Annotated in this window: 25 protein-coding genes; 11 read left to right on the forward strand and 14 right to left on the reverse strand. The window is 61.0% G+C overall.

Going from position 1 to position 24,788, the window contains the following annotated elements; all coding sequences use genetic code 11:
* Positions 1 to 120: 120 nt before the first annotated feature.
* A complete protein-coding gene (gene yghU, locus KVY02_RS12950; RefSeq protein WP_218313641.1) occupies positions 121 to 981 on the forward strand; it encodes a glutathione-dependent disulfide-bond oxidoreductase in 861 nt (286 codons plus the stop codon).
* 89 nt (positions 982 to 1,070) lie between these two features.
* On the forward strand, positions 1,071 to 1,205 hold the full coding sequence (locus tag KVY02_RS12955) for a DUF2798 domain-containing protein (RefSeq protein ID WP_256357610.1): 135 nt from the start codon (positions 1,071 to 1,073) through the stop codon (positions 1,203 to 1,205).
* 214 nt (positions 1,206 to 1,419) lie between these two features.
* Here the strand turns inward: KVY02_RS12955 and KVY02_RS12960 are convergent, their stop codons facing one another.
* The 12 genes from KVY02_RS12960 to KVY02_RS18340 all read right to left on the reverse strand — a co-directional run bounded on the left by KVY02_RS12960 (position 1,420) and on the right by KVY02_RS18340 (position 13,446).
* Positions 1,420 to 1,737 (reverse strand): DUF6693 family protein, encoded by a 318-nt coding sequence (locus KVY02_RS12960; RefSeq protein WP_016914589.1) that lies wholly within the window; start codon positions 1,735 to 1,737, stop codon positions 1,420 to 1,422.
* 53 nt (positions 1,738 to 1,790) lie between these two features.
* On the reverse strand, positions 1,791 to 2,111 hold the full coding sequence (locus KVY02_RS12965) for a hypothetical protein (protein WP_016914590.1): 321 nt from the start codon (positions 2,109 to 2,111) through the stop codon (positions 1,791 to 1,793).
* Positions 2,112 to 2,149: 38 nt separating this feature from the next.
* Positions 2,150 to 3,127, reverse strand: coding sequence for a lipid A deacylase LpxR family protein (locus KVY02_RS12970; protein ID WP_100731629.1), 978 nt, complete (start codon positions 3,125 to 3,127; stop codon positions 2,150 to 2,152).
* Between the two features lie 148 nt (positions 3,128 to 3,275).
* Positions 3,276 to 3,815: a YaeQ family protein gene (locus tag KVY02_RS12975; RefSeq protein ID WP_039176533.1), complete on the reverse strand. Its 540-nt coding sequence runs from the start codon at positions 3,813 to 3,815 to the stop codon at positions 3,276 to 3,278.
* A 104-nt stretch (positions 3,816 to 3,919) separates the two neighbouring features.
* The gene (locus KVY02_RS12980) at positions 3,920 to 4,618 is read right to left on the reverse strand and encodes a glutathione S-transferase family protein (protein ID WP_081195552.1); all 699 of its coding nucleotides are present in this window, start codon (positions 4,616 to 4,618) and stop codon (positions 3,920 to 3,922) included.
* Positions 4,619 to 4,685: 67 nt separating this feature from the next.
* A complete protein-coding gene (locus tag KVY02_RS12985) occupies positions 4,686 to 5,303 on the reverse strand; it encodes a LysE family translocator (RefSeq protein ID WP_100731631.1) in 618 nt (205 codons plus the stop codon).
* A 118-nt stretch (positions 5,304 to 5,421) separates the two neighbouring features.
* Complete coding sequence (locus tag KVY02_RS12990; RefSeq protein ID WP_081195551.1) at positions 5,422 to 6,195, reverse strand: enoyl-CoA hydratase-related protein; 774 nt, start codon at positions 6,193 to 6,195, stop codon at positions 5,422 to 5,424.
* Between the two features lie 128 nt (positions 6,196 to 6,323).
* Entirely contained in the window at positions 6,324 to 7,220 is an 897-nt protein-coding gene (locus tag KVY02_RS12995) for a 3-hydroxybutyryl-CoA dehydrogenase (RefSeq protein ID WP_081139087.1), read from the reverse strand.
* Complete coding sequence (locus KVY02_RS13000; protein WP_218313642.1) at positions 7,169 to 8,815, reverse strand: acyl-CoA synthetase; 1,647 nt, start codon at positions 8,813 to 8,815, stop codon at positions 7,169 to 7,171. Before KVY02_RS13000 ends, KVY02_RS12995 begins: the two co-directional genes overlap by 52 nt.
* Positions 8,816 to 8,938: 123 nt before the next feature.
* Entirely contained in the window at positions 8,939 to 10,735 is a 1,797-nt protein-coding gene (locus KVY02_RS13005) for an acyl-CoA dehydrogenase (protein ID WP_081195550.1), read from the reverse strand.
* 114 nt (positions 10,736 to 10,849) lie between these two features.
* Positions 10,850 to 12,220: an MFS transporter gene (locus KVY02_RS13010; RefSeq protein WP_218313643.1), complete on the reverse strand. Its 1,371-nt coding sequence runs from the start codon at positions 12,218 to 12,220 to the stop codon at positions 10,850 to 10,852.
* Positions 12,221 to 12,384: 164 nt separating this feature from the next.
* Positions 12,385 to 13,446 carry a transposase gene (locus KVY02_RS18340; RefSeq protein ID WP_256357489.1) on the reverse strand — a complete coding sequence of 354 codons (1,062 nt, stop codon included), beginning with the start codon at positions 13,444 to 13,446 and terminating at the stop codon, positions 12,385 to 12,387.
* A gap of 21 nt (positions 13,447 to 13,467) precedes the next feature.
* Here KVY02_RS18340 and tnpA point away from each other — a divergent pair, with 21 nt between their 5' ends.
* The 5 genes from tnpA to KVY02_RS13040 all read left to right on the forward strand — a co-directional run bounded on the left by tnpA (position 13,468) and on the right by KVY02_RS13040 (position 16,436).
* Positions 13,468 to 13,884, forward strand: a complete 417-nt coding sequence (gene tnpA, locus KVY02_RS13020) for an IS200/IS605 family transposase (protein ID WP_026001627.1) — start codon at positions 13,468 to 13,470, stop codon at positions 13,882 to 13,884.
* 339 nt (positions 13,885 to 14,223) lie between these two features.
* A complete protein-coding gene (locus KVY02_RS13025; RefSeq protein WP_016914602.1) occupies positions 14,224 to 14,613 on the forward strand; it encodes a VOC family protein in 390 nt (129 codons plus the stop codon).
* A 117-nt stretch (positions 14,614 to 14,730) separates the two neighbouring features.
* Positions 14,731 to 15,126, forward strand: coding sequence for a DUF4870 family protein (locus KVY02_RS13030; protein ID WP_016914603.1), 396 nt, complete (start codon positions 14,731 to 14,733; stop codon positions 15,124 to 15,126).
* Between the two features lie 3 nt (positions 15,127 to 15,129).
* A complete protein-coding gene (locus KVY02_RS13035) occupies positions 15,130 to 16,062 on the forward strand; it encodes a lysophospholipid acyltransferase family protein (RefSeq protein ID WP_100731635.1) in 933 nt (310 codons plus the stop codon).
* Positions 16,063 to 16,073: 11 nt separating this feature from the next.
* The gene (locus KVY02_RS13040; RefSeq protein WP_218313644.1) at positions 16,074 to 16,436 is read left to right on the forward strand and encodes a hypothetical protein; all 363 of its coding nucleotides are present in this window, start codon (positions 16,074 to 16,076) and stop codon (positions 16,434 to 16,436) included.
* Positions 16,437 to 16,471: 35 nt separating this feature from the next.
* Here the strand turns inward: KVY02_RS13040 and KVY02_RS13045 are convergent, their stop codons facing one another.
* Together KVY02_RS13045 and KVY02_RS13050 are read right to left on the reverse strand one after the other, a co-directional pair.
* The gene (locus KVY02_RS13045; protein WP_218313645.1) at positions 16,472 to 17,881 is read right to left on the reverse strand and encodes a mannose-1-phosphate guanylyltransferase/mannose-6-phosphate isomerase; all 1,410 of its coding nucleotides are present in this window, start codon (positions 17,879 to 17,881) and stop codon (positions 16,472 to 16,474) included.
* Complete coding sequence (locus tag KVY02_RS13050) at positions 17,878 to 19,488, reverse strand: alkaline phosphatase (protein WP_218313646.1); 1,611 nt, start codon at positions 19,486 to 19,488, stop codon at positions 17,878 to 17,880. Before KVY02_RS13050 ends, KVY02_RS13045 begins: the two co-directional genes overlap by 4 nt.
* Before the next feature lie 193 nt (positions 19,489 to 19,681).
* Between KVY02_RS13050 and KVY02_RS13055 the strand changes: the two genes are divergently transcribed.
* The 4 genes from KVY02_RS13055 to KVY02_RS13070 are packed head-to-tail and all read left to right on the forward strand — an operon-like array spanning position 19,682 to position 24,749.
* Entirely contained in the window at positions 19,682 to 21,211 is a 1,530-nt protein-coding gene (locus tag KVY02_RS13055) for a glucan biosynthesis protein (RefSeq protein ID WP_218313647.1), read from the forward strand.
* The gene (gene mdoH / locus KVY02_RS13060; RefSeq protein WP_218313648.1) at positions 21,204 to 23,162 is read left to right on the forward strand and encodes a glucans biosynthesis glucosyltransferase MdoH; all 1,959 of its coding nucleotides are present in this window, start codon (positions 21,204 to 21,206) and stop codon (positions 23,160 to 23,162) included. The genes KVY02_RS13055 and mdoH overlap by 8 nt, the downstream gene beginning before the upstream one ends.
* Positions 23,163 to 23,942 carry an FkbM family methyltransferase gene (locus KVY02_RS13065; protein ID WP_100731641.1) on the forward strand — a complete coding sequence of 260 codons (780 nt, stop codon included), beginning with the start codon at positions 23,163 to 23,165 and terminating at the stop codon, positions 23,940 to 23,942.
* A gap of 36 nt (positions 23,943 to 23,978) precedes the next feature.
* Positions 23,979 to 24,749, forward strand: a complete 771-nt coding sequence (locus tag KVY02_RS13070; protein WP_081195542.1) for a creatininase family protein — start codon at positions 23,979 to 23,981, stop codon at positions 24,747 to 24,749.
* Positions 24,750 to 24,788 lie beyond the last annotated feature (39 nt).

Here is a 24,788-nt window from a genome sequence, read left to right on the forward strand (position 1 = left end):
GTTGCCTTTGTTCTGCCCTTGCCATTTAATTAACTCGCTAACGACACACCCTTGTAGCCAGGCTCAAGCGCCCCAATCGATTCACTACGACAACGCATGACCGCTAAACGCGAGGACCTCATGAGCGATCCAACCTATACGCCGCCCAAGGTATGGCAATGGGAACCCGGCAACGGTGGCAAATTTGCCAACATCAACCGCCCCGTCGCAGGTGCCACCCACGATAAACCTCTACCCGTCGGCAAGCATCCGCTGCAGCTTTACTCGCTGGCCACGCCTAACGGCGTCAAGGTCACCGTGATGCTCGAAGAGCTGCTGGAAAAAGGCATCACCGACGCCGAGTACGATGCCCACCTGATTCAGATCGGTGAAGGCGACCAGTTTGGTAGCGGGTTCGTGGAGGTGAACCCCAATTCGAAGATCCCGGCACTGATGGACCACAGCGTTCAGCCACCCCAGCGGGTCTTCGAGTCAGGGGCCATCCTGCTCTATCTGGCCGAAAAATTTGCTGCCTTTCTGCCCAGCGACCCCGCCAAGCGTACCGAATGCCTTTCCTGGCTGTTCTGGCAGATGGGCAGCGCACCGATGCTGGGCGGCGGCTTTGGGCATTTTTATGCCTATGCGCCGGAAAAGTATCAGTACCCTATCGACCGCTACACCATGGAAGTGAAGCGCCAACTGGACGTACTCGACCGCCACCTGGCAGACAACCGTTATATGGCGGGCGACGAATACACGATTGCCGACATGGCGATCCACCCCTGGTATGGCGCACTGCTCAAGAACCGTGTGTATGAGGCAGCCGAATTTCTGGAGGCCCACACCTACACCCACGTGCTGCGCTGGACCGAAGAGATCGATGCCCGCCCCGCCGTGCAACGGGGCCGCATGGTCAACCGTACCTGGGGGGAACCCCATGAGCAGCTTCATGAACGCCACGATGCCAGCGACTTTACTGAAAAAACCGAAGACAAGCGTTAATTCGCGTATCAGGAAAACGTACGATGTTCGATCCGAAATACGCCCAGCTGATATTTTCATGCCTCATGGCGCTGTTCATGTCATGCATCATGTCGCTGGTGATTACGCTATATAACGTGGGACTCGTGGATGGGATTGTGATGATTTGGCTCAAAGCGTCGACCCACGAAGAGACCCAAAAAGGCAACGGGGCCTGCTCATCGCAGGCCCCGTTGTTCATGTAGCGAACTCATGTAGCAAGTTCATGTGGCGGTATGCCGCCGTATCTCACGCGGCACGTATATCAAAACTGATAGCGTACGTTGGCCGTGACGCTGCGACGATCACCGTAGCCACAGTCGCCTCCGTCATAGCGGCACCAGGAGATGTACTCTTCGTAACGTGCACCGATGAAAGAGAGTGCCCGCTGACAGGCAGCGGGCGGAGGAACCAGTAGAACTACAGCACGCGTGAGTTGTTCAACGCGTAGTTCCAGACGCGGTAAAAGTAGAAGATGTAGCCAATCCCCAAGGTGAGAAACGAAATCACCATCCACAGGATGATATGGCCGATATTGCTGAAGATATTGATATCGCAGACCATTTTTCGCTCTACCCCACTGGCATGGTCGACCACGCTAGTACGATTGATGACAAAGCGAGCAAAGGAGTAAGGAAAGAAAAACAGCGCGATCCCCAGCGTAAAAATCGTCAGTAACAGCCACACCAGCAGGTGGCCCACGATATCCAGAATGGACAGATTGGCTTTGATGGTCACAGGGTGCCTATCGATGCAGTAAGAGTGGCGTGCAGATTACCACACACCAGGCTTCAGGAGCGCGAGGCCCACCAGTCGGCATAGGAGCTGTTGTGGGGAGCGAGACCGCCTTCGTCCGGTGCTCCATCCTGCCACCAGACAGGCCCCCGCTCACCCAGTGCTTCCTTGGCTTCCTGCACGGCCTGACGTGCCTGGCGAAGCGCGTGCTCATCGTCATGCTGCTGGGCACTGCGCACCGCACGCCGCGCCTTCATCAACGCCTTGACATGAAGACGCCGGGTGTCTTCCGAGAGACGCGGGTCGGTGCAGCGCCACAGCCGGTTCCTGGCAACGAAGTAGCGTCCATCCGGTGTCTGTGGGTACTTGCTGCTCATGCTGCCCCTCTCGGTCGTTTGCGCGTCGGCCTACTACACTAGAAACGCTTGGTCAGCGTCATGGCGCCAAACACATCCTGCTCATCCTGCCCTTCGAACTCGCGGGTGCGCTGTACGACGGCGTAGGTCACCTGCCAGTCTTCCCAGGCCAGCGCCAAGCCCGTGGAGGCATCGGCGACCCACTCCTTGCGGTCTACCGAATGGCTATCGCGCACGGTATTACCGTCCAGGGTCAGATTATGGGCCATGTAATAGCCTTCGACGCTGGCAAACAGATACCACTGCCAGCCACGGCTCTCGCTCATCAGATGGCGCGTACCGGGGTTGGGGGTCAGGGTGGGAATACCTTGAGCGTCGTCTCCCCAGCGCACGCTGTAGCCAGCGCTGGCGTAGGTGTACAGGTTGCCCAACGCCGCGCCGACACTGGGGCCGTGAGCAAACTGTTTGCCCGCCAGCGGAGTGTCATGCCACCACTGGCGGCGCAGCGTCAGATTGATCAGCGCTTCGTCACCCAGCTGATGACGCCAGCCCCGCGGGCGGTCGCTATTGGTGACGCGGTGTACCTCACGCTGGATGCTGTCAGCCAAGGAAGAGGGCCCCACCAAGCCCACATCCAGGTGCAGATCGGTGGCCCGCTGCCACTGCCCCACCGGCACATCTTCATATAGCGACACACCGCCGTATACCAGCCCTGCATAGGGGCGGTCATCTTCGATCAGGGAGCGCCGTTCGATGTTATCGGGTGTATAAATCTGGTGCACGAAGCGATACGCCACCCGGTCAGCCTGCCCCATCAACCCCGCTGGCAACGCCACGGCAAGCCGCTGCAGCCAGTTCTGTTCGGAGGGCGTCGTCATCCAGTTCAGCTCGAAGCCACTGGTGAAGTGGCCGTCATCACTGCTGGCCAGGCCATCGTTTTCGAGCTTGAGGGTCAAGGCGCTGTCGCTGGCCATGGCTAGCGCAGGCAGCAGGCTAAACGGCAATACCAGGGCACGTAATACAGCAAAGGGTTTCATGGCTCGTTCCTTGAGTAACAAACATTGCTGATTGTATGTAATCTTGCAAAAAGATAGCAAGCTACTTTTATAGTCGCCTATGGCTCGCTCAACGCGGTTTCCACTTGCGCGGAGTCTGGCGGTTATCCCTCACCGCCAGTACCCTCGATCAGCGTTCGCGCAGCAGCCATTCAGGGGTGATTTCGTGCTGGCCGTTTTCATCGGTAATGAACAGCGCACCATCACTGATCATCACGGCCCAGTTGATGGCCCTGGGCAAGTTCGTCGCCACCGTAGACAGCGCATCGGCGGGTAACCCGGCCACGTGAACGTTCTTCAGCGATGCGACCGCAGGCAGCACTTTGCTCTCCCACAGGTCGACACGGCCATAGGCCAGCAGGGAAACCCGCTCGGCACGCCGAGAACACCAGGTCATGCGTTCGGCATCGGGAAGGCCTACTTCAATCCAGTGTAGCACTCGCCCGTCCAGGCTCTTCTCCCACAAGGCTGGCTCGTCCACGTCCGAGAGCCCGCGTCCAAAGGCCAGCGCTTCGCTGTACCACAGCAGATAAGCGATCAGCCGTGTGCACAGGCGCTCTTCGGTTTCGGAAGGGTGGCGCGCCACCGTGAACCGCAGCGTTTCGTAGACGTTGCGGTCCAGGTCGGTCAGGTTCACATCCACTTTGTAGGGGGTAGCACTTAGCGCCATCTGATGACTCTCAGTCGTGTTGCGAAATATTAGAGGCGTCAGTGTAACGGATTTACGCCCTCTCCGCGCCGTCCTCCCTCCAGCCCGGAACTTCCTGCACAGTACTAGGCGGTCGCCCGCTCGTCGCTCAGCAGCGTGGCCTGTTTCAGGGTCTCTTGTTCATGCATGGGCTCCCGCCAGGTCTCTTTTAGCGCCGCCGCATACCACGCCTGCATGGCAGGCAGAGCCAACAGGCGCTGCACGTAGGCCAGCGAGGCATCGCCCAGCGGAAGGCCGAAGGTTTGCACGCGAAACGCCACCGGGGCATAAAACGCGTCCACGGCGGTAAAGTGCTCACCCGCCAGAAAAGGGCCACCAAAACGCTCAAGCCCCTCCTGCCATAGCGCATCCAGCCGGGCCAGGTTGCTTTTCAGCCCAGGGGACATCGCGTTCATCGCTACCCGTACACCACAGTTCATCGAACACTCATCGCGCAGCGCTGCAAAGCCACTATGCATCTCGGCACTGGCGGAGCGTGCCCAGGCCCGTGCGGCAAGCTGCTGTGGCCATACGTCAGGATGCGCTTCGGCCACGTACTCGACAATCGCCAGCGAGTCCCACACGGCCACCTCGTGTTCGCGATCGACCAGGCACGGCACCAGCCCCGAAGGAGAAAAACGCTTGAAGGTCGCGAGGCTCTCCCCAAAGCCCCCTTCGAACGGCATCAAATGCTCGTTGAAGGGAATATCCAGCGTTTTCAGCAGCACCCAAGGGCGCAGCGACCAGGAAGAGTAGTTCTTGTTGGCGATGTACAGGTCAAACATGGTGCGCTCCTTGTGGTGAACACTTCATTGATCGCTTTAGCGATTGATAGCCTTGCGATTGATCGTTTTAGCGTGCCGCCTGAACCAGCGTATTCCCGCCCAACCCCATCAGTACGCCGCCGCCCATCCGCTGAACCCAACGGGTGGAACTATTGGACTTTTGCAGCCAAGCGCGCAGCGGGCTGGCCAGCAACACCACGACCACGTCCGCCGACGAAAACAGTACGTTGGTGGCGACCCCCAGCCACAGCAGTTGCCATGCCACCGGCAGAGCGCTGTCGGGCTGCACGAACTGGGGCAGGAACGCCACGAAGAACAGCGCCGTTTTAGGGTTAAGCACTTCCACCAGAAAGCTATCGCGCAGTACCCGTTTGGTAGAGGCTAGCGGAAGTTCGTCACTGCTCGTGCGAATGCCTTGTTGCCATAAGCGCACGCCCATCCAGAGCAAATAGAGTCCGCCGATGATTTTCATCGCCAGATAGGCAGGCGGAATGGCCGCAAATAGCAGTGCTAACCCCAATGCAGCGGCGATAACATGCACATAGCAACCAAGATGCACCCCAGCCACCGCCAGCCATCCTGCTCGCCGACCACGCCCCAGCGTTTGTGCTGCGGTGTATAACATCGCAGGCCCGGGTAAATAGGCAAACCCCAGCGCGGCAAGAAGAAAGGCGGCCCACTGCATCGCGGTCACTCCGGCATAGTAAGAAATAGTAAGCCTGAGAATAAAATAAGGGGTGACGCGTGCGCCACCCCTCAAATAAGTAAAACTCGAAAAAAGAGAGCTTAGAAAAAAAGAGAGCTTAGAAGTTGGGTTTGCGCTTCTCGACAAAGGCACTCATGCCCTCTTTCTGCTCCTGGCCTGCAAAGCAGAAAGCGAACAGGCTGGTTTCCAGCGCCAGGGCACTATCCAGATCTTGGTCCATGCCGTCATGAACGGCTTGTTTGGCACCGCGGACCGACTGCGGCCCGTTGCCCTTCAGCTGCTTGGTAAGCTCTTCAACATAGTTCTCAAGCTCGGCCTGGGGCATTACCCGGTTGACGAGGCCAATGCGCAGCGCTTCGTGGGCATCGATTTTGCGCCCGGTAGTGACCAAATCAATCGCCATGGCGGGACCGACTCGGCGCGGCAAACGCTGGGTGCCGCCAAAGCCGGGAATGACGCCTAGCAGGACTTCCGGCTGGCCGAAGATGGCGTTGTCGCTGGCGACGGCCCAGTCGCAGGCCAGCGCCAGTTCGCAGCCGCCGCCAAGGCAAAACCCGTTGACCAGCGCGACCACCGGCACGGGCAAGGTTTCCAGGCGTTTGATGGTGCGCAGTGCCTGGCTGGCAAAGGCGCGCGCTTCTTCCGGGGTTTTATCACGCATCTCGGTGATGTCTGCCCCGGCCACGAAGGATTTTTCCCCGGCCCCCGTAATCAATACCGCCCGCAGGCTGGGGTGAGCTTCCAATTCGACCAGATGCGCTTCCAAAGCGCTGAGCACTTCGCTGTTCAGCGCGTTCAAGGCTTTGGGACGATTAATGGTCAGGCGTACCACGCCATCGTTATCAACCTTCTCGATCACTGCGTCGCTCATGGCGGCTCCTTAATTGTTATTGCGCGTAGAAGTGGTTACCACTCAACCCTAGCGAACGCTTGGTTGGGTGGCAATCACTTCTTTTGTCGCCCCCTAAGCTTTTTGTCGCCCCCTAAGCTCGCTGCCTGCTATTCGTAGATATAGAACCCACGGCCACTTTTGCGGCCCAGATAGCCTGCGGCCACCATGCGCTTGAGCAGCGGGCAGGGGCGGTACTTGGGATCGCCAAAACCTTCCTGCAGCACCTCCATGATCGCCAAGCACACATCCAGGCCAATCAAATCCGCCAGCGCCAGCGGCCCCATGGGGTGGGCGGCACCCAGCTTCATGGCGTCATCGATGGCTTCCGGCGTGGCGGTGCCTTCCTGCACGATAAACGCGGCTTCGTTGATCATCGGCACCAGCAAACGGTTCACGGCAAAGCCCGGCGCATCGCCCACCGGCACAGCGGTTTTGCCCAGCGCTTTGGTCAGCGCTTCGATGCGCTCTACGGTGGCATCCGAGGTCTGCTCGGCGCGGATCACCTCGACCAACTTGAGTACCGGCACCGGGTTGAAGAAGTGCATGCCTACCACCCGCTCAGGGCGCTCGCAGACCGCCGCCAGCCGAGTCAGTGATAGAGACGACGTGTTCGACGCCAGAATCGCGTCGCTGCTCAAATGGCTGAGATCCCGAAACAGCTTCTCTTTCAATGCGGGCTGCTCGGGGGCAGCCTCGATGATCACGCTGCAGTCGCTGAGCGCATCCAGCGCCGTGGTGGTCGAAAGCCGAGCCAGCGCTTCCTGCTTGCCCTCTGCCGTCATCTTCTCTTTGGCAACGAGCTTCTCGAGCCCTTTATCGATTGCATTTTTGGCGCGGGTGAGCTGCTCATCGGCGACATCGTAGAGCCTCACGTTAAAGCCACTCGCGGCCACCACTTGAGCAATCCCCTGCCCCATGGTGCCTGCGCCTACCACGCCAATCCGCTGTTCGCTCATTGCTGTTCCCCTGACTGGTGCTGTCTGGCTTCTTCGCGCAGCACGAATTTTTGAATTTTGCCCGTGGACGTTTTGGGCAGTTCGCTAAAAACCACCGTTTTCGGCACTTTAAAGCTCGCAAGATGCTTACGGCAGTGGGCAATGATATCCGCCTCGGTGACTTCGCCGTAGCCTATTTTCAGTTTGACGAACGCGCAGGGCGTTTCGCCCCACTTTTCATCCGGCTTCGCGACCACGGCGGCCTCTTCCACCGCTGGATGGCTGTAAATGGCATCTTCGACTTCAATGGTGGAGATGTTTTCACCGCCCGAGATGATGATATCTTTCGAGCGGTCTTTAATCTCGATATAGCCGTCGGCGTGCCATACCGCCAAGTCACCCGTGTGGTACCAGCCGCCCTCCAGCGCTTTTTCCGTGGCCTCGGCGTTTTTGAGATATCCCTTCATCACGTTGTTGCCGCGCATCAGGATTTCGCCGATGGTTTGGCCATCCTTGGCAACGGGTTCCAGCGTGACCGGATCGGCGACGCAGAGCGCTTCCAGCATGTGGTAGCGCACGCCCTGGCGTGACTTGAGTTTGGCCCGCGACTCCAGCGGCAGTTCGTCCCAGGCCGCGTGCCAGGCACATACCGTGACCGGGCCATACACTTCCGTCAGGCCATAAACGTGGGTCACTTCAATGCCCAGCTTTTCCACCCCGGCTATCACCGAGGCAGGCGGCGCGGCCCCGGCGGTGGTCACCTTCACCGGATGATCGAACACCCGCTTCTGTTCGGCGGGCAGGTTCACCAGCCCATTGAGCACGATCGGCGCACCGCTAAAGTGAGTGACGCCCTCTGCAGCGATCAAATCGGTAATGCGTTTGGGGTCTACCTTGCGTAAGCAAACGCTGACGCCTGCATTGGCGGCAATGGTCCAGGGGAAACACCAGCCGTTGCAGTGGAACATCGGTAGCGTCCACAGGTAGACAGGATGGTGCGGCATGGCCCACTCGAGAATGTTGCTCACCGCGTTCAGGTAGGCACCGCGATGGTGATATACCACCCCTTTGGGTTTTCCCGTGGTCCCAGACGTGTAATTCAATGAAATCGCCTGCCACTCGTCGCTGGGCAGTTGATAAGCGTACTCCGGGTCGCCCTCGGCCAGCAGCGCCTCGTACTCCAACTCGCCAATGCCTTGGGTCTCACCCAAAAACTCCGGGTCAGCCACGTCGATGATCAGAGGCTTGCTCTCCAACGTGGCCACTGCCGCTTGAATCACCTCGGCAAACTCAGGATCCACCAGAATCGCCCTGGCTTCGCCATGGGCCAGCATATAGCCGATGGCATCGGCATCGAGGCGGATATTCAGCGTATTCAGCACGCAGCCCGCCAGCGGCACACCGAAGTGGGCCTCGAACATTGCGGGTACATTGGGCAGCATGGCCGCCACTGTCTGGCCCGGCTGAATACCGCGTTTTTCCAGCGCGGAGGCGAGCCTACGGCAGCGTGCCCAGGTCTCAGCCCAAGTGCGGCGCGTCTGGCCATGCACCACGGCCGGGTAATCGGGATACACCGCCGCCGAACGCTCGATGAACGTTAGAGGGGAAAGCGCCACGTGATTGGCGGCTGTCGGTGGTAGATCTTGTTCAAAGATGGAGGTCATGATCGGTTTTGCACTCTTGGTTTTATTATTGAAGGTTTTATGACTGAGGGTTTTATTGGGCGCGAGGCTCGCCATGGGCGATGCCTGATGAACACCGCCGCCTGGAAGGCGGCGGCAGTGGGATCAGTAGGCGACGCGGCTGTCAAACTGGCTAAAACACTGCATGCCGGCCTCGATCACCGCGCGCTGGGCACGCCCGACCGGCAGCCACTGGTGGATGACGAACTCGGCGCTGCACAGCTTGGTGCGGTAAAACGGGTCGTCGCTGCCCTGGGTAATGGCTTGCTGGGCATGCAGCGCCGCCTGGCCCATTTGCCAGGCGCACAGCACGTGGCCCGCCAGGTTCAAGAGAGGCGTGGCGTAGGCTTGCACAGCATCCGGCCCCTGTTCAGGGTGGCTACCCTGCTCCAGCACGATTTCCATGGCGGCCTGCAGGTCGTCAGCGGCATCGCTCAGCAGCGGCCCCATGGCATTCAGCCGCGTACTCTTGCTCAGGTCGTCAGCGGTGTTGCGTACCTCGGCCAACAGGGCCAGCAAGGCGGCACCACCATCGCGCTGCAGTTTGCGGCCTGCCAGGTCCAGCGCCTGAATGCCGTTGGTGCCTTCATAGATGGGCGCGATGCGGGCATCTCGGAGCAGCTGGGCAGCGCCGGTCTCTTCCACATAGCCCATGCCGCCGTGCACCTGAACCCCCATGGAAGCAATGTCCACGGCCTGGTCGGTAGAGAAACTCTTGACGATAGGAATCAGTACATCCACACAGGCCTGGGCCGACTGGCGCTCGGCGTCATCGGCCGCATGACGGGCAACATCCAGCTGGCCAGCGCAGTAGAGGGCCAGCGCACGCAGCGCATCGGTACGGGCACGCATGGACAGCAGCATACGGCGCACATCGAAGTGGTCGCTGATGGTGCAGTCGCTGCCGCCACGCTGCTTGGGTGAACGCCCCTGGGTGCGGTCATTGGCGTAGGCAAACGCGTGCTGGCAGGCGCGCTCGGCCACGCCAATGCCCTGAATACCGACCTTATGACGTGCCTCGTTCATCATGGTGAACATATGGTTGAGCCCGCGCCCCTCCTCCCCCACCAGATAGCCCACGGCACCGCCGGCTTCACCAAAGCTGAGAGTACAGGTGGGCGACCCGTGAATGCCGAGCTTGTGCTCGATGGAGGCGCAGGTGACATCGTTACGCTCGCCCAGCGAGCCATCGTCGTTGACCAGGAACTTAGGCACCAAAAAGAGAGAGATACCCTTATTGCCTTCCGGGGCATCGGGCTTACGGGCAAGAACGAGGTGAATGATGTTGTCGGCAGCGTCGTGCTCGCCCCAGGTGATGTAGATCTTTTGACCGCTGATGCGGTAGTGATCGCCTTCTGGAACGGCTTTGGTACGCACCTTGGAAAGATCCGACCCCGCCTGGGGTTCGGTGAGGTTCATGGTGCCGGTCCAGGAGCCCTCGACCAATTTGGGCAGGTAGGTCGCTTTTAAGGCATCGCTGCCGTGATGGGCCAGCGCCTCGATGGCACCGGCGGTGAGCATCGGGCACAGCCCTAACGCCATGTTCGCGCCGTGGAGCATCTCCTGCACCGCACTGGCCACCACTTCGGGCAGGTTCTGACCGCCCAGTGCTTCAGACACGCCAATGCCGTTCCAACCACCCTCTACATACGCCAGGTAAGCGGCCGCGAAGCCTTCGGGGGTAGTGACGCTGCCATCGGTGTGACGTTGGGCTCCCTGACGGTCTCCCGTACTATTGAGCGGCCCCCAGACGTCACCTGCCAACTTCGCAGCTTCTTCCAGTACGGCTTCAACGAGATCCGGGGTGGCTTCTGCGAAGCCTGGCAGCGACAGCGAGCGATGCGCCAGCATCTCTTCCAGCACAAAGCGCAGGTCGCGTACCGGCGCGGCGTAGTAATTCATGGCAATACCTCGGGCAAAAGGATCGGTGTAGCAAAAACACTATCTTCGATAGTAGTTTCACTACTCCCGACATACCATTAGCCCAAGGTCTCACCTGATAGCCGCCTCAGCGGCTTATTTGCGCACCTCGGTTTCTACGTCGTCGTAATAAGTGATGTGGCTTTCGTCTTCCTGGGGCGGCCCCACTACCGGCTCGGCGACCTCCACTTCCGGCACGACATCGGAAAGGTCTTCCAGATGCTCATGCTCAAGCGCCCCCTGCACCAGCTCTTCGGTGACCACCAGTTCAGCACCGGCAGCGGTCATGGGCGTCGTGGCGGTAAACGGCGCCACGGGGACCGGGGCCGGGCGCACGCTGCGGCGCCACGTGAAGAACAGCACGAAGAACAGGCTGAGCGAGCCAAACGCCCAGAATAGTCCGGCATCGCCCATGGCGGTCATTACCGGCGAAATCATCAGCGGGCTGATGGTGGCCCCGATGGAGTTGATCAGCAACAGGCCCTGGCTCATGCGCACCAGCGCCCCTGCTGGCGCACGGTCGGCGGCGTGGCTCACGGCCACCGGGTAAAGCGCAAATACGCCCCCACCCAGCAGGAACAGCAGCGCGACCAACAAAGGAGTAGAGAGCGGTAGCCACAGCATGGCTGCCGAGATCACCACGCAGAACGCGCTGATGCCGATCAGCACCATCTGGCGGTCGTGGCGGTCCGACCAGCGGCCAATGGGGTATTGCAGCAGCATGGCGCCAAGAATCACCACCGCCATCAGTTGCCCCACCTGATTGACACTCATGCCAATGCGCTGGAGATAGAGCGGCAGCAGCGTATAAGCCGCCGCCACCACCATGCCCGACCCCAGGCTGCCCATCACACCGGTGGGGGTCATGGTGATCAGCCGGTGCGGAGGTAGCGGCTCGGCGTGTTCGATGAGCGGCGATACGCGGGGGATCATGGCCATCGGCAGTACCGACAGCGACGCCAGCAGGCCGATCACCATGAAGGGCGCGGTGTCACCCATGGCGCTGGTCACGCCCAGCATCAGCTGGCCCAGTACGCCCGCGGCATAGAGCGCGATCATGTACAGTGCCAGCAGGCGGCCACGCACTTTCTGGTCGCCCGCGGTCAACAGCCAGCTCTCGATGACCAGATAGACGCCTACCGTGGCCCAACCGCCCACCAGGCGCAGGGCAAACCACGCCCAAGGGTCGAAGAACAACCCCTGCAACAGCACGGTGACGGCCACCAGCGATGCAAAACTGCCGTAAGCACGAATATGGCCAATGCGCAGCAACAGGCGATCATTGAAGATGGCCCCCAAGGCCAGGCCAATGAAATAGGCAGACGACACGATACCGATCACCGTGGCCGACTCGCCCGCAGCGTCCAGTCGAACGGTGATCAAGGTGGCGAGAAAACCGTTGCCAATGCCCAGAATGAACAGCCCGAGTAGGGGCGCCAGCGCCATGGCCAGCAGTTGCCGCGACATGCGTACCTCACATTGCATTGAGTGTGAATCGATGGCCGTTTATACGCCTATCGCACCGGCAGGCAGAAAACGGGCGCGCAATTATTGCTGCCAGTGGCATAAAGTCAATGCTTTTTCAGCCCCATGCCCAGCAGTCTGGTGTTTTTGTTGACGTCCTCCCCGCCCTAAAGGACAGGGATTCCAACTTCTTGAGGGCAACGTCCTGCCCCGAGGCTGAGGATATTCCGGGCCGCATTCACGTCCCGGTCGTGGAGTACACCACACTCCACGCACTCCCAGACCCTTACTCGCAACCCGTTGACGCCCTGCGGCCCGCTAAGCGAGCCGCACGACGAACAGGCGCGGGTGGTGTTGGTTTCGCGAACGACCTTGAAGACAATGCCTGCGTGAGCGCATTTATATTCCAGCATCGTTTTCAGTTGTGACCAGCCAGCGTCGTAGACGCTTTTGGCCATCCTGGTCTTCGCGAGCCTGGTTGAGGAAACATCGCCCACGACGATTTCGCCGTACTGGTTGACGAGTTTCCGGGAAAACTTGTGCTGCGCGTCCTGGCGACGGTTCTTGATCTTGGCGTGAATAGCTTTTACCCGCCGCTTGTTGCGGGCACGTTGGGCTGTCGCCAACTGGTCTTCCATGCGGCGGTAGAAGCGGCTGTTTTCCAGCCTTCCTCCATCGCTACAGGTGGCCACATCCTTGAGCCCAAGGTCGATGCCAACGGCGCCCTGCCCAAGCGTCGGCTGCACGTCCACCTCGACCGCAACATTGAAATACCACCGGCCCCGGCTATCTTCGTTGAAACTGCCGGCACGGAACTTGTATGTCGACAGGCCGTAGCTATCCCACACCTTGAAGTAGGTGCCGTTGTGAAATACCTGCCCGTTCTTCCACTTGGCCGCGCCGGTATTGACCGGAATCCAGCCAAGTGAGCGGCGTACACCGCCGGACTTGCGCCAATTCAAGCGGGGCTTTTTGAACTGCTTGCGGCGGGCAACGTATTCAGCAGCGATGCATTGCAGCGTTTGGCTGTGCAGACCGAGGTCCTTGCCAGCACCCTTGGTATAGGGGTGCATGTCGTAGGCAGACAGAAACAGACCTTTCTCCCGAATGGCTCGGGAAGACAGTTCGTTGAGGTAGTTCCAAACAAAATTCACGCTGCGGGCCATGCGGTTAAGCTCGGCGGCGTATTTGTCCTTCACTCGAACCTTGAGGGTCCTGGTCTGCTTCATGGCTTCGAATATACTTGGTCTATGGAAACCAAACAAGCTATCAGAACAGGAAGACACTGCGTTTTTAAACTCCATGCCCATTTGGTATTTGTCACCAGGTATCGGGGCAAGGTGTTCACCGGCGCGCATCTCAACTCCCTCGAATTGCTTTTCGACCGAGTGTGTCGGGACTTCGAGGCGGAGCTACAGGAGTTCAACGGTGAAACCGATCACGTCCATTTGCTTGTCAACTTTCCACCCAAAGTGGCGGTATCCAGGCTGGTGAATAGTTTGAAGGGGGTATCCAGCCGGCGGATGAAGTTACTACACCCTGAACTGGTGCAGCCCGCCTACCGGAAGAACTCGCTGTGGAGTCCAAGCTACTTTGCGGGAAGTGTCGGAGGCGCCCCCCTGAGCATGGTCAAGCAGTATATTGAGCAACAATCGAGGCCGGACTAGGGGCGCTCTCGCGCCCCTCGCTATCCATCCTCGCACTAGAAGTACGAGGTTTTTCGCGATGTTCGATAACTGAATGCTTCCTTGGCAGGAAACTCATCTGCTCCAAGCCATTGAATGACGTTTGGTGCCCTTCCCAAAATAGCTGCCCGGCGCCCATCGCGCGACCCATATGTCCCTTAAACCCCACATAGCCATGCAACCGTGGCAAACTGATGACATTATCGATGACCCAGTCATGGCCTTGCGACGGCGCGATGGTCGTGCGACTGCCGCTGACATGGCGGGCAGCGTCGCATCATCGTATTCTCTGGTTTTACGTTCGTATTTAAGGAAAGAGGCATGCTTTCAGGTCTGGACCATCTTGTTGTAACCGTGACCGATATGGGTCGCGCTGTGGATTTTTATTCCCGTGTGCTGGGTCTGGATGTGCGTTATCGGGATGCCCAACGGGTCGACCTGTTGCTGGGTGATACGGCCCTGCGCCTGCATCAAACCGACACTGACATTGCCCCGGTGTCGGCCACCCCAACGCCTGGCAGTCTGGACTTGTGCCTGCGCTGCCAACTGCCGCTGGATGAGTTCAAGCAGCATCTGGACGCGCTCGAAGTCGATGTGGAGCTAGGTCCGGTGGCCCGCCAGGGCGCCAATGGCCCCATCGAATCCCTCTACCTGCGCGACCCCGACGGCAACCTGCTCGAAATCTGTCGGCCAGCCGCACGCCAGCCCTGAACCAGACCGCCATACTGGGCGGGCCGACGGGTGATAAGTCGCCCTGCCCACGCTATCATGGCGGGCTAACAGGGTATCCGCTGGATGCTATCGTCGAATCGAAAAGAAGGAACGCCCATGCGCGACGACACCCCCATCGAAGGTGAAGTGGTCAACCGCACCGACACATCTGAAACGCCCTCACCGGCTCCCGACACCACCATGGCCATGGTGATCTATGCTCTTTATCTGGCCAGTTTCGTGGTGGGCTTCACCTCAGTCATCGGGGTGATCATTGCCTACGTGTATCGCGGCAAGGGCCCTGTCTGGCTGGACGAACACTACCGTTATCAAATTCGTACGTTCTGGATCGGGCTACTGTACGGCAGTATCGCCACGCTGCTGACGCTCATCCTCATCGGCTTTCCGCTGCTGCTGGCCTTTGCCGTGTGGTTTATCGTGCGCTGCGTCAAAGGCTTCAAAGGGCTGCAAGAGAAGCGCGCGCCCTCCAACGTCGACAGTTGGTTGCTGTGATCCATGAGTGAACCGTTACACACCCGCCGGGCGCAGTATCAGGCCCGTGCCATCGCCGGGCTTTGGCGCATGCTCTCCCGCTGGCCCGTCACTCGGCTATGGCGCACTGCAGCCTTCATGGGGCCTCAGATCTACCGCTTCAGCAAGCGTGAGCGACGCGTGACCGAGCTGAACCTGGCGCGGGTTTTTCCAGACCAGTCCGCTCAGCAGCGCAAGGCGTTTGCGATTCAGAGCCTGCAGCACTCCACGGCCACCATGCTGGAGCTGGGCCACGCCTGGATGGCGCCTCCCGAGAAGGTGGAAGCCAGCATTCTGGCCGTGCACGGGCGCGACAAGCTGGACAGCGCACGGGCCGAAGGGCGCGGCGTCATCGTACTCGCGCCCCACTTTGGCAACTGGGAAGTGCTCAACTTCTGGCTCTCCAGCCACTTCCCGTTCACGGCCATGTACGAACCGCCCAAGATCGCTGACCTGGAAGCCATTACGCGCCACGGCCGGGAGCGCATGGGCGCACAGCTGGTGCCGACCAACCCACGTGGCGTCGCCGCCCTGCTGAAAGCCTTGAAGCGCAGCGAAGCCATCGGCATCCTGCCCGACCAGGAACCCGCCTGGGGCAGTGGCGTATTCGCGCCGTTCTACGGGCACGAGGCCTACACGGCCACCTTGCTACCCAAGCTGGTCGCTCGGACCCAGGCTCGCGTGGTCACGGGAGTGGCACGACGTATTCCCGGCAAGGGGTTCGAGATTCACTTTCTGGATGCCGACGAACGGGTCTACAGCGAGGACGACACGCTGTCAGCCACCGGCGTCAACGCCAGCGTGGAAGCTTCGATTGCCCTGGACCCACCCCAGTACCAATGGGAATACAAGCGCTACCGCAAGGTCGTGGAGGAGCAGCAAGGGCTCGCCAACGCCAACGATTTCCGCCTTTATTGAACGAGAGTGGCATGACCGAATCTTCTCCCCACCCGCCTAACCCGCCACAGGATACGCGCCCGCCGCAGATCGTCTATGCGCTGTACCTGGCCGGGCTGGTCACCGCCAACATCACCCTGCTGATAGGTGTGATCGTGGCGTATGTGTACCGTCGAGAGGCAGCGCCTTGGCTGCAGGCCCACTACCGCTACCTGATCCGTACGTTCTGGATCGGCAGCCTCTATTTCCTGGTCACGTTCACCTTGACCCTGCTGTTTCTCGGCGCGCTGCTGTGGCCGCTGCTGGCCCTTTGGCTGGGCGTGCGCTGCACGCTTGGCTGGCTGGCGGTACGCAAGGGCCAGCCCCCGGCCAGGCCAGCCAGTTGGCTGTGGTAAAGAAGCTTCTGGCTGTGGTGAAGAAGGCGGCGGGCTCAGTCGTCGCTGTGGCGCGCGTAAACATCGTCCAGCCGTTCGATGTCATCTTCGCCCAGGTAGCTGCCGGACTGCACTTCGATCAGCTCCAGCGGAATCTTGCCCGGGTTCTCCAGGCGATGCAGCGCCCCTATCGGGATGTAGGTCGATTGGTTCTCGCTGACCAGAAAGGTGCGCTCCTCCACGGTGACCTTGGCAGTGCCGCTCACCACCACCCAGTGCTCGGCGCGATGATGATGGCGCTGCAACGACAGCCGTGCACCGGGGCGCACGGTAATGTGCTTGACCTGATAGCGCTGGCCGCTGTCCATGGCCTGAAAACTGCCCCAGGGGCGGTGCACCAGCGGTGACGAGCAGGGCTCACGCCGCCCTGCCTCGCTCAAGGCCGCCACCAGCTGCTTGACCCCCTGCACATGATCGCGGCGAGCCACCAGCACGCTGTCCGACGTTTCCACTACCACCAGGTCTTCGACGCCCAGGGTCGCCACTAGGCGATGATTGGCCACTACCAGTGAGCGCTGGGTATCCCGCAACACGCCGTCACCGGTCACCACGTTGCCAGCCGCATCAGGGGTGTGCGTGGCCATCAGCGCATCGAAGCTACCGATGTCGCTCCATCGCGCGTCCAGCGGCACGACGGCGGCCCTGGCACAGTGCTCCATCACCGCATAGTCGATGGACTCGCTGGGGCAGCGCTTGAAGGAGGCCTCGTGCAAGCGCAGGAAATCGAGATCGTGGTGCGCCTCGTCTACCGCTACCTGACAGGCCGCCAGCATGTCAGACTGTAGCCGTGCCAGCTCGGCGAGATAATCCGATGCCCGCAGCAGGAACATGCCGCTGTTCCACAGCGTATTGCCTTCGGCCAGCAGGGCCTTGGCTTTTTCAAGAGGGGGCTTTTCGATGAAGGCATCCAGATGGTGGCCATCTCCCAACGCCGCGCCGCAAGCAATGTAACCGTAACCGGTTTCCGGATGAGTCGGCACGACGCCAAAGGTCACCAGATAACCTTGCTCAGCCAACGGCGTGGCCCGCCGCACACTGTCGGTGAACGCGGCCACATCGCCAATCACATGGTCGGCGGGCAGCACCAGTAAAAGCGGGTCGTCCCCCGTCTGGCGTGCCAGCAGCGCGGCACAGGCGATGGCCGGGGCCGTATTGCGCCCTTCCGGTTCCAGCACTACCTGCCCCTGCTGGCCAGCTTCGCGAAGCTGCTCGGCCATCAAAAAGCGATGCGCATGATGGCCCATCAACATGGCGGGCTGTGCGGTGATGTCCGCAAGCCGAGCCAGTGTTTGCTGTAACAGGCTTTGCTCGCCGGTCAGGCGCAAAAACTGCTTGGGCATCTGTTCCCGGGAAAGCGGCCACAGCCGTGTACCGCTACCGCCGCTGAGAATGACGGGTTGAATCATGGTGTCGTCCTTGGTTGCGTACCCGGTAACGGTTCCACTGCGCCAAAATCTTCTTGCAGCCAGTGGCGTAACTGGCTCATCGGTGGGGCATCGAAGGTGGCTGACAGGTCGGGCAACATACCGTTCACGAAGCCACGCGCCATGAAAGGGACCAATAGTTCAGGGTCGCCGCTGACGATGTGCACTGGCACCGCCGCGCTGGCATTTTCTCCGGTAATCAAAGGCGCCGCCTGGTGGTCACCCAGGGCAATCAGCAGGGTCTGTTCGTCGGCCACCCTCTCTGCCCAGCGCCCGGTGACTTTCACAGCGTAGTCCACAGACCAGGCATAGTGGTCACGAATACGCTCGATATCGCGCCAGATCACCTCGGGCGGGTCGGCCGCGTTCTCCCAAGGGGCGAAAATCGACCCATCCCCCACCATCGACCAGTTCTCCAGCACGGGCAGGATGGGCGTCCAGGGGGCATGGCTGGAGATCAGCGCGATTTGGGCAAACACCGGGGAGCCGCCCAGCAAGTGGCGCTGGGTATAGTCCAGCGTAAACTGGTCGGGCATGGTGACCCAGTTGAGCGGCGGCCCTGCGTAAGGCATGTCTCTGGCAGCGACGATCTGGTCGAAACCGTAGGCTTCGCCTTCGGGCCAGGCCAGGGTGATGGCTGGCATCACGGTCAGCGTGTGCTGGCCCGTGGCGCGAAAATCATCGATCAGCGTGGGGTGGTCGCTATCGAGCATCAGCCGATACCACAGCTGGTTGTCGATCCAACGGCCGCTGAGCGTGGTGGCATGGGCCAGCCACGACTGCCCGCCGCGAATCGGCGCATCCATCAACCCGGACACCACCGATAGCCCGCGTTGCTCCAGCCGCGACTCGATCTCGGCCAGGGTGGCCAGAATCTGCCGGTTGTAGCGCGGGTCATCCAGCGCCGTGACGCCGTAAGACTCAATGAAGGTCAGCAGCACATCGCGCCCTTCCAGCCCAGGCAACGCCCGGGTGGCCATGGGTGAAGCCTGCAGCTGTTCGGTGAAGGCCAGCCGTGCCTGATGGGTCGAAACCACCTGCTGCCACTGAAAACGCGCCGTGTTCACCACCGGCAGCGTAGAATGGGGCACCCAGCGGTAGCGGTTTGCCTCCAGCAGCAGCAGGCCCGCAGCCACCACCAGAACCCCCAGAGCAAGCTTGCCCTGACCGCGCGCCAGCGAAAGCGGCACCCTGGGAAGCAGCAAGCGCAACAACCCCCATACACCCCCCAACAGCACCACCAATGCCAGTAGCATCAAGCAAATAGCCGCAAGTTGGCCTACATTACCTACAAGCAGGTGGTAAACGGAGCGCATCAGCGGCACGTCGAGATACAGGTTCAACGAACGGCCAAAAGCGCTGTGGGTGGCGGCATCCCCAAGATTGATGAGCGTGAACAAGGCCAGCGCACTGACCACCAGTAGGCCAGCGGCACTTCGCCATGGCCGGGCAGGGAGCAACCACAAGGTGGGCACCAGCACCCAAGCCTCCCAGGCCAACAGCGGCACCCCCCAGGTGCCAAAGCGCCACCACAGCGGCATGACCAGTAATGTATTGACCACCAGGATAGCGAGCAGGAGACGAAACATTCACACCTCTTGGGCAATTGACAGGCCGTTGACAAGGCCATGGAACAAGCCAGACCTGCCCATTTTGGCTGGTCAGAACGCATTGCGGTGCCACAATCAATAAACAGGACTTGTTAAGCGTACAGCTTTTGTTTAATTATTTCATATCACATTGTGCTGTCGTCTTTGGGTTGACCACGAAAGGAACTCGATCATGGGCCGTCGTACCGCTGCAAGCTGGATGATGTCGTTGAGCTGGTTGTGCTCTGCCTCAGCCATGGCCAGCCAGGAACAAGTACTTTTCGAGGCTATCATAGCGCAGGCCCAGCAGCTGGCCGATGCGCCCTATCAGGCACCCAAAGCCACCCTGCCGGAGGCGCTGCAATCACTGGACTACGACGGATATCGGCAGATTCGCTTCAACCCGGAGCGCGCCTACTGGAAAGACGAAAGCCCGTTCAGCCTACAGCTTTTTCATAGCGGCTTTCTGTTTCAAACGCCGGTTACCCTGAATGTGCTGGATGGTGAGACCTTGTCTCCCCTGGCCTTCAACAAACAGGACTTCACCTACGACGGTGCGGCCAGTGAACTGCTGGAGCACGACCTGAGCAGCAGCGGTCATGCCGGTTTCAGGCTCCACTACCCTATCAACGACCCGGACTACGCGGACGAATTTGCGGTGTTTCTCGGCGCCAGCTACTTCAGGCTGGTAGGCCAGGGGCAAGCCTACGGGCTCTCCACACGGGGCCTGGCAATCGATACCGCCTCCGAGCGGGGGGAGGAGTTTCCGGCGTTTCGTGAATTCTGGCTGGTCAAGCCCGAGCAGGATGACGAGAGTGTTACGCTCATGGCGCTACTGGATAGCCCATCGCTGAACGGCGCCTATCGCATCACGCTGACACCCGGTGAACAGACCGAAGCCGAGGTGGAAGCCGAACTGTTTGCTCGCAGCGACGTGGCCAAGCTGGGGGTTGCCCCACTGACCAGCATGTTCACCTTTGGGGAGGCAACGGCTCAACGACCCGACGACTTTCGCCCTCAGGTACACGACTCGGATGGGCTACTGGTTCACACCGGCCAGGATGAGTGGATATGGCGCCCGCTGCAAAACCCCTCGGCCCTGCGTATCTCCGCGTTCATGGACCATGATCCACAAGGGTTTGGCCTGATGCAGCGAGAGCGCCACTTCGATCGTTATCTGGATCTGGAAGCTCACTATCATCGTCGCCCCAGCCAATGGGTCGAACCGATTGGCGAATGGGGGGAGGGCCATGTCGAGCTGGTCGAGATCCCCACGCCGGATGAAACCCACGACAATATCGTTGCCTACTGGGTAGCCGATGCGCCACTGAAGGCGGGTGAATCACGCAGGCTTCACTACCGCACCTATACGCTGAACACTCAGCCCGAGCAGCATGCTCTGGGCCGCGTGATTCGCACGCGCCAAGGCAGTGCTGCCGTCCCTGGCGAAGCCGATTCTGCGTCTGCCGACCAGCGCCAGCTGGTGGTCGACTTCATGGGCGGCCCCCTGGAAACGCTGGCCGAGGATGTCGTACCGGAGCTGGACATCAGCGTACTGGACGGCGAAGCCCAGCTTCCCCAAGTGAAGCGGCTACCCGACCATGGCTGGCGGGCCACCTTCCGCTTGCCCTCCGATCGCCCCAGCGATATACGCCTGCGCCTGACCCACGACGGGGAGCCACTGACCGAGAGCTGGAACTACGTATGGTATCCCGATGCCTAGTTCGACGTCTCTTGGCCCCCTCATTCCCTGGCTGAATGCCCGCCGTACGCTGCTGGCCACGCTGGTCATCGGCACCAGCGTGGTTGGCTGCATGGTCATGGCCAACGTGGTCGCCAACCTGGCGCTCGGTTGGCGCATCGTCATGCTGGTGCTGTTTGGGCTGACCTTCAGCTGGATTGCGCTGGCCTTCTGGGGAGCGGTATGCGGCTTCATCTTGTGTAGCCTGCGGCTGGATCCTCTGACCTTGAAACGGCAGTCTCATGGGCCAGCCCTCAATGCGCTATCCAGCAAAACGGCTTTGATCATGCCGATTTATGCCGAGCCCCCCATCCCCACCCTGGCCGGTCTCGAAGCCACCTGTCGCTCGCTGCTCCAGGAAATGAGCAGCAACCCTCGCTATGCAGCCACCCCGTTACAGGCGCATTTCGAGGTGTTCATCCTCAGCGACACGCAGCAGGCTGACCAGGCGGCCGAAGAGGCCGCCCATGTGGCCGCCCTGCAGCAGCGGCTGGCTGGCCAGGTAGCCGTGCACTATCGGCGGCGCCCCAACAATCGCGGCCGCAAGGCGGGCAATATTGCCGAGTTTTGCCGTCGCTGGGGGCGGCGCTACGACTACATGGTCGTGCTGGATGCCGACAGTCTGATGAGCGGCACCACCATGCTGCATCTGGTGCATCAGATGCAGCGCTACGCGGGCGTAGGACTGATCCAGACCGTCCCCTTGCCGGTAGGTCAGCGCACCCTGTTCGGGCGCTTCATTCAGTTTGCGTCGGCGCTGTACAGCCCCATGCTGGCGGCAGGTCAAAGTTTCTGGCAGGGCGACGCCGCCAACTACTGGGGGCACAACGCCATTATCCGCACCCATGCCTTCATGGCCCATGCCGGGTTGCCGACCCTGCCTGGCAAACCCCCGTTGGGCGGTGAATTATTGAGCCACGACTTTGTCGAGGCCGCCCTCCTCAAGCGGGGCGGCTGGCAAGTGCTGCTGGATACCTCGGCCACGGCCTCCACCGCCTCGCCCCTGCCCTTGGCAGGCAATCACAGCCTCGAAGCGATGCCCAGCAACCTGCTGGATTTTGCCAAGCGTGATCGGCGCTGGCTGCAGGGCAACCTCCAGCACCTTCGGCTGCTGACCGGTGCCGGGTTTCACCCGATTAGCCGATTGCACTTTCTGTTTGGTGCCTTCGCTTATCTCTCATCGCTGGTATGGCTTGGGCTCTTGCTGTGCACAAGCTTCATGGTGGGTTATCAGGCCATCGACAACGGCGCGCCTCCGCTCTTGCCGCACAGTCTCTCCCTTGGCCTGCTCAGCGTGACGCTCGGCATGCTGCTGGCGCCCAAGATACTCGGCCTTGTGCTGGCGCTGTGGCAAGCCCCCCGCGCCTTCAATGGCCGCCTGGCTCTCATCACCAGGACGCTGCTGGAAATGCTCTTCGCCGCCCTGATCGCACCGTTGATGATGGCGTGGCATAGCCTGTTCATCATCAATGTGTTGATCGGGCGCGCCATCGATTGGCAGACCCAGCATCGGGGCGAGCGCTCGCTGAGCTGGCGGGAAAGCTGGCGGCACACTGGCTGGATGACGCTGTGCGGCAGCCTCTGGGCAGGCTTGATGATCCTTTTTTCACCCTCGGCCTTTGGCTGGCTGACACCAGCCTGGCTTGGCCTGGTCGCGGCAGCCCCGCTGGTGAAGTACTCCAGCAGCGGCACCTGGGGCGGGATGGCCAGCCAACGGCTGGGGTTGCTGCATATCCCCACCGGCTGCCCGACCCCACCCCTGCTGCAAGACTTCGCCGACCTGTGCGCACGTCATTCCCAACGTCTGATCGTCAGTGGCTCGGCCACCCCCAACCAGCCGCCACGGGAGCAGTTCGGTGACATGCCCAGCCAACCGTTGAAGGCCTTGTCCTCGCGCCGAAACGCCGCTTCCCGTGCCAAGGAGCCTCATTAAATGCCTTCATTGACCCTGGCACCGCTGCGCCGCGCAGGCGGCATGGCTCGCTCGCTGTTCATTTACTGGCGGCCGGGGCGGCAGCGCAGCCTGCAACGCCTTTATCGCCCCTTCATCGCGCCTGGCGACATTGCCTTCGATGTGGGTGCACACCTAGGAGATCGCAGTGCAGCATTTCAAGCTCTGGGGGCCAGGGTCATTGCTCTGGAGCCCCAGCCAGCGTTAGCCAAGTGGTTTCAGCGCTTGCTGAAACGCCCTGACATCACCCTGCTGCCGCTGGCCGTGGGGCCTCGGCTCGGCGTCGCCGAGATCGCCATCAGCGAAGGCAACCCCACCCTGTCCACGCTGGCCAACGACTGGCGCCATCAGGTAGGCGAGCGCAACCCCGGCTTTCATCACGTGCGCTGGGAGCAGACTCTGCAGGTCGACATGACCACTCTGGACGCACTGATCGAACGTTATGGCACCCCGCGCTTTATCAAGATCGACGTGGAAGGCTTCGAGGCCGAGGTACTGCAGGGGCTCCATCACCCCGTTGCGGCCCTCTCCGTGGAGTTCGTTGCGGGCATGCTGGAGGTCAGCCATGCCTGCCTGGCAGAGATACAGCGGCTGGGGGAGTATCGCTTCAACGCCATTGCAGGCGAGCGCCGCCGATTCCTCTTCGAGCAGTGGCTAACCCCAGAGGCCATGCAACAATGGCTCGCCCAGGGAGCGGGACAGTTGGCGTCGGGGGATATCTACGCCTGCCGCCACGACCATCCGATACTGACCGACGCCTAGCACTCAGCCGTACTGATCACCCTTGAAGAGACTGTTATGGTTCATGAATGGCAACACCTGACCGCGCCCAAACTTCAGGCCCTGGCCCAGCGCCAGCCCATCGCCCTTATCACGCTGGGCGCCATCGAGCAGCACGGCACCCACCTGCCCCTGGGCACCGACCTGATAATCGGCGAGGGCCTGCAGGCGGCCATGCTGGCGCAGCTCCCCGACGACATCGAGGTGCTTTGCCTGCCCCCCATGGCCATCGGAGCCAGCGATGAGCACGCCAGCTTTTCAGGCACCCTGAGCCTGCCCGCCAGGCTGGCCATCGAGGCGTTGGAAGCCTACGGCGACAGCGTTGCCCGGGCGGGCATCCACAAGCTGATGATGATCAACAGCCATGGCGGCAACAAAGCCGTGATGGACCTGGCGGCCCTGACCCTGCGCCAGCGCCACGCCATGCGCGTGGTCAAGGCGACCTATACTCGGCTGCCGCCGCTGGAAGGTGCCCTGGCCGCCGATGAGCTGCGCCATGGGCTGCACGGAGGGCTGCTGGAGACCTCGATGATGCTGCACCTGGCCCCTCAGTGGGTAGACACCGAAGGGTATACGCCCACGCCCCCCGCCACGCCTCCCGAAGGTGGCCTGCTGGGCGCCGAAGGCAGCGCGGCCTATGCCTGGTTGGCAGAGGACCTGAGCCCCCACGGAGTGGCGGGCGATGCCCATGGCGCCAGCGCCGACCTGGGCGAACGATTGGTGCGCCACTATGCGGGCCTGCTGGCCCGCGTGGTGGAAGAAACCACTCGACTGCCCGCCCTGAACTGACTCTCTTGACCATAAAATGCCGCTGGCCGGATGCTGGCT

This window comes from Halomonas sp. 18071143 (genome assembly GCF_019211725.1).
In the GTDB taxonomy this organism is placed as follows: domain Bacteria; phylum Pseudomonadota; class Gammaproteobacteria; order Pseudomonadales; family Halomonadaceae; genus Vreelandella; species Vreelandella stevensii.

Bases quoted from the DNA above. Each gene is read 5' to 3' on its own strand.
- KVY02_RS18340 (WP_256357489.1), bottom strand. From the start codon at position 13,446: ATGAAGCAGACCAGGACCCTCAAGGTTCGAGTGAAGGACAAATACGCC.
- KVY02_RS12985 (WP_100731631.1), bottom strand. From the start codon at position 5,303: ATGCAGTGGGCCGCCTTTCTTCTTGCCGCGCTGGGGTTTGCCTATTTA.
- KVY02_RS13045 (WP_218313645.1), bottom strand. From the start codon at position 17,881: ATGATTCAACCCGTCATTCTCAGCGGCGGTAGCGGTACACGGCTGTGG.
- tnpA (WP_026001627.1), top strand. From the start codon at position 13,468: ATGGAAACCAAACAAGCTATCAGAACAGGAAGACACTGCGTTTTTAAA.
- KVY02_RS12965 (WP_016914590.1), bottom strand. From the start codon at position 2,111: ATGAGCAGCAAGTACCCACAGACACCGGATGGACGCTACTTCGTTGCC.
- KVY02_RS12990 (WP_081195551.1), bottom strand. From the start codon at position 6,195: ATGAGCGACGCAGTGATCGAGAAGGTTGATAACGATGGCGTGGTACGC.
- KVY02_RS13010 (WP_218313643.1), bottom strand. From the start codon at position 12,220: ATGTCGCGGCAACTGCTGGCCATGGCGCTGGCGCCCCTACTCGGGCTG.
- KVY02_RS13035 (WP_100731635.1), top strand. From the start codon at position 15,130: ATGAGTGAACCGTTACACACCCGCCGGGCGCAGTATCAGGCCCGTGCC.
- KVY02_RS12980 (WP_081195552.1), bottom strand. From the start codon at position 4,618: ATGTTTGACCTGTACATCGCCAACAAGAACTACTCTTCCTGGTCGCTG.
- KVY02_RS13025 (WP_016914602.1), top strand. From the start codon at position 14,224: ATGCTTTCAGGTCTGGACCATCTTGTTGTAACCGTGACCGATATGGGT.
- KVY02_RS13050 (WP_218313646.1), bottom strand. From the start codon at position 19,488: ATGTTTCGTCTCCTGCTCGCTATCCTGGTGGTCAATACATTACTGGTC.
- mdoH (WP_218313648.1), top strand. From the start codon at position 21,204: ATGCCTAGTTCGACGTCTCTTGGCCCCCTCATTCCCTGGCTGAATGCC.
- KVY02_RS13040 (WP_218313644.1), top strand. From the start codon at position 16,074: ATGACCGAATCTTCTCCCCACCCGCCTAACCCGCCACAGGATACGCGC.
- KVY02_RS13005 (WP_081195550.1), bottom strand. From the start codon at position 10,735: ATGAATTACTACGCCGCGCCGGTACGCGACCTGCGCTTTGTGCTGGAA.
- yghU (WP_218313641.1), top strand. From the start codon at position 121: ATGAGCGATCCAACCTATACGCCGCCCAAGGTATGGCAATGGGAACCC.
- KVY02_RS13070 (WP_081195542.1), top strand. From the start codon at position 23,979: ATGGTTCATGAATGGCAACACCTGACCGCGCCCAAACTTCAGGCCCTG.
- KVY02_RS12975 (WP_039176533.1), bottom strand. From the start codon at position 3,815: ATGGCGCTAAGTGCTACCCCCTACAAAGTGGATGTGAACCTGACCGAC.
- KVY02_RS13065 (WP_100731641.1), top strand. From the start codon at position 23,163: ATGCCTTCATTGACCCTGGCACCGCTGCGCCGCGCAGGCGGCATGGCT.
- KVY02_RS13030 (WP_016914603.1), top strand. From the start codon at position 14,731: ATGCGCGACGACACCCCCATCGAAGGTGAAGTGGTCAACCGCACCGAC.
- KVY02_RS13000 (WP_218313642.1), bottom strand. From the start codon at position 8,815: ATGACCTCCATCTTTGAACAAGATCTACCACCGACAGCCGCCAATCAC.
- KVY02_RS12970 (WP_100731629.1), bottom strand. From the start codon at position 3,127: ATGAAACCCTTTGCTGTATTACGTGCCCTGGTATTGCCGTTTAGCCTG.
- KVY02_RS13055 (WP_218313647.1), top strand. From the start codon at position 19,682: ATGGGCCGTCGTACCGCTGCAAGCTGGATGATGTCGTTGAGCTGGTTG.
- KVY02_RS12955 (WP_256357610.1), top strand. From the start codon at position 1,071: ATGTCGCTGGTGATTACGCTATATAACGTGGGACTCGTGGATGGGATT.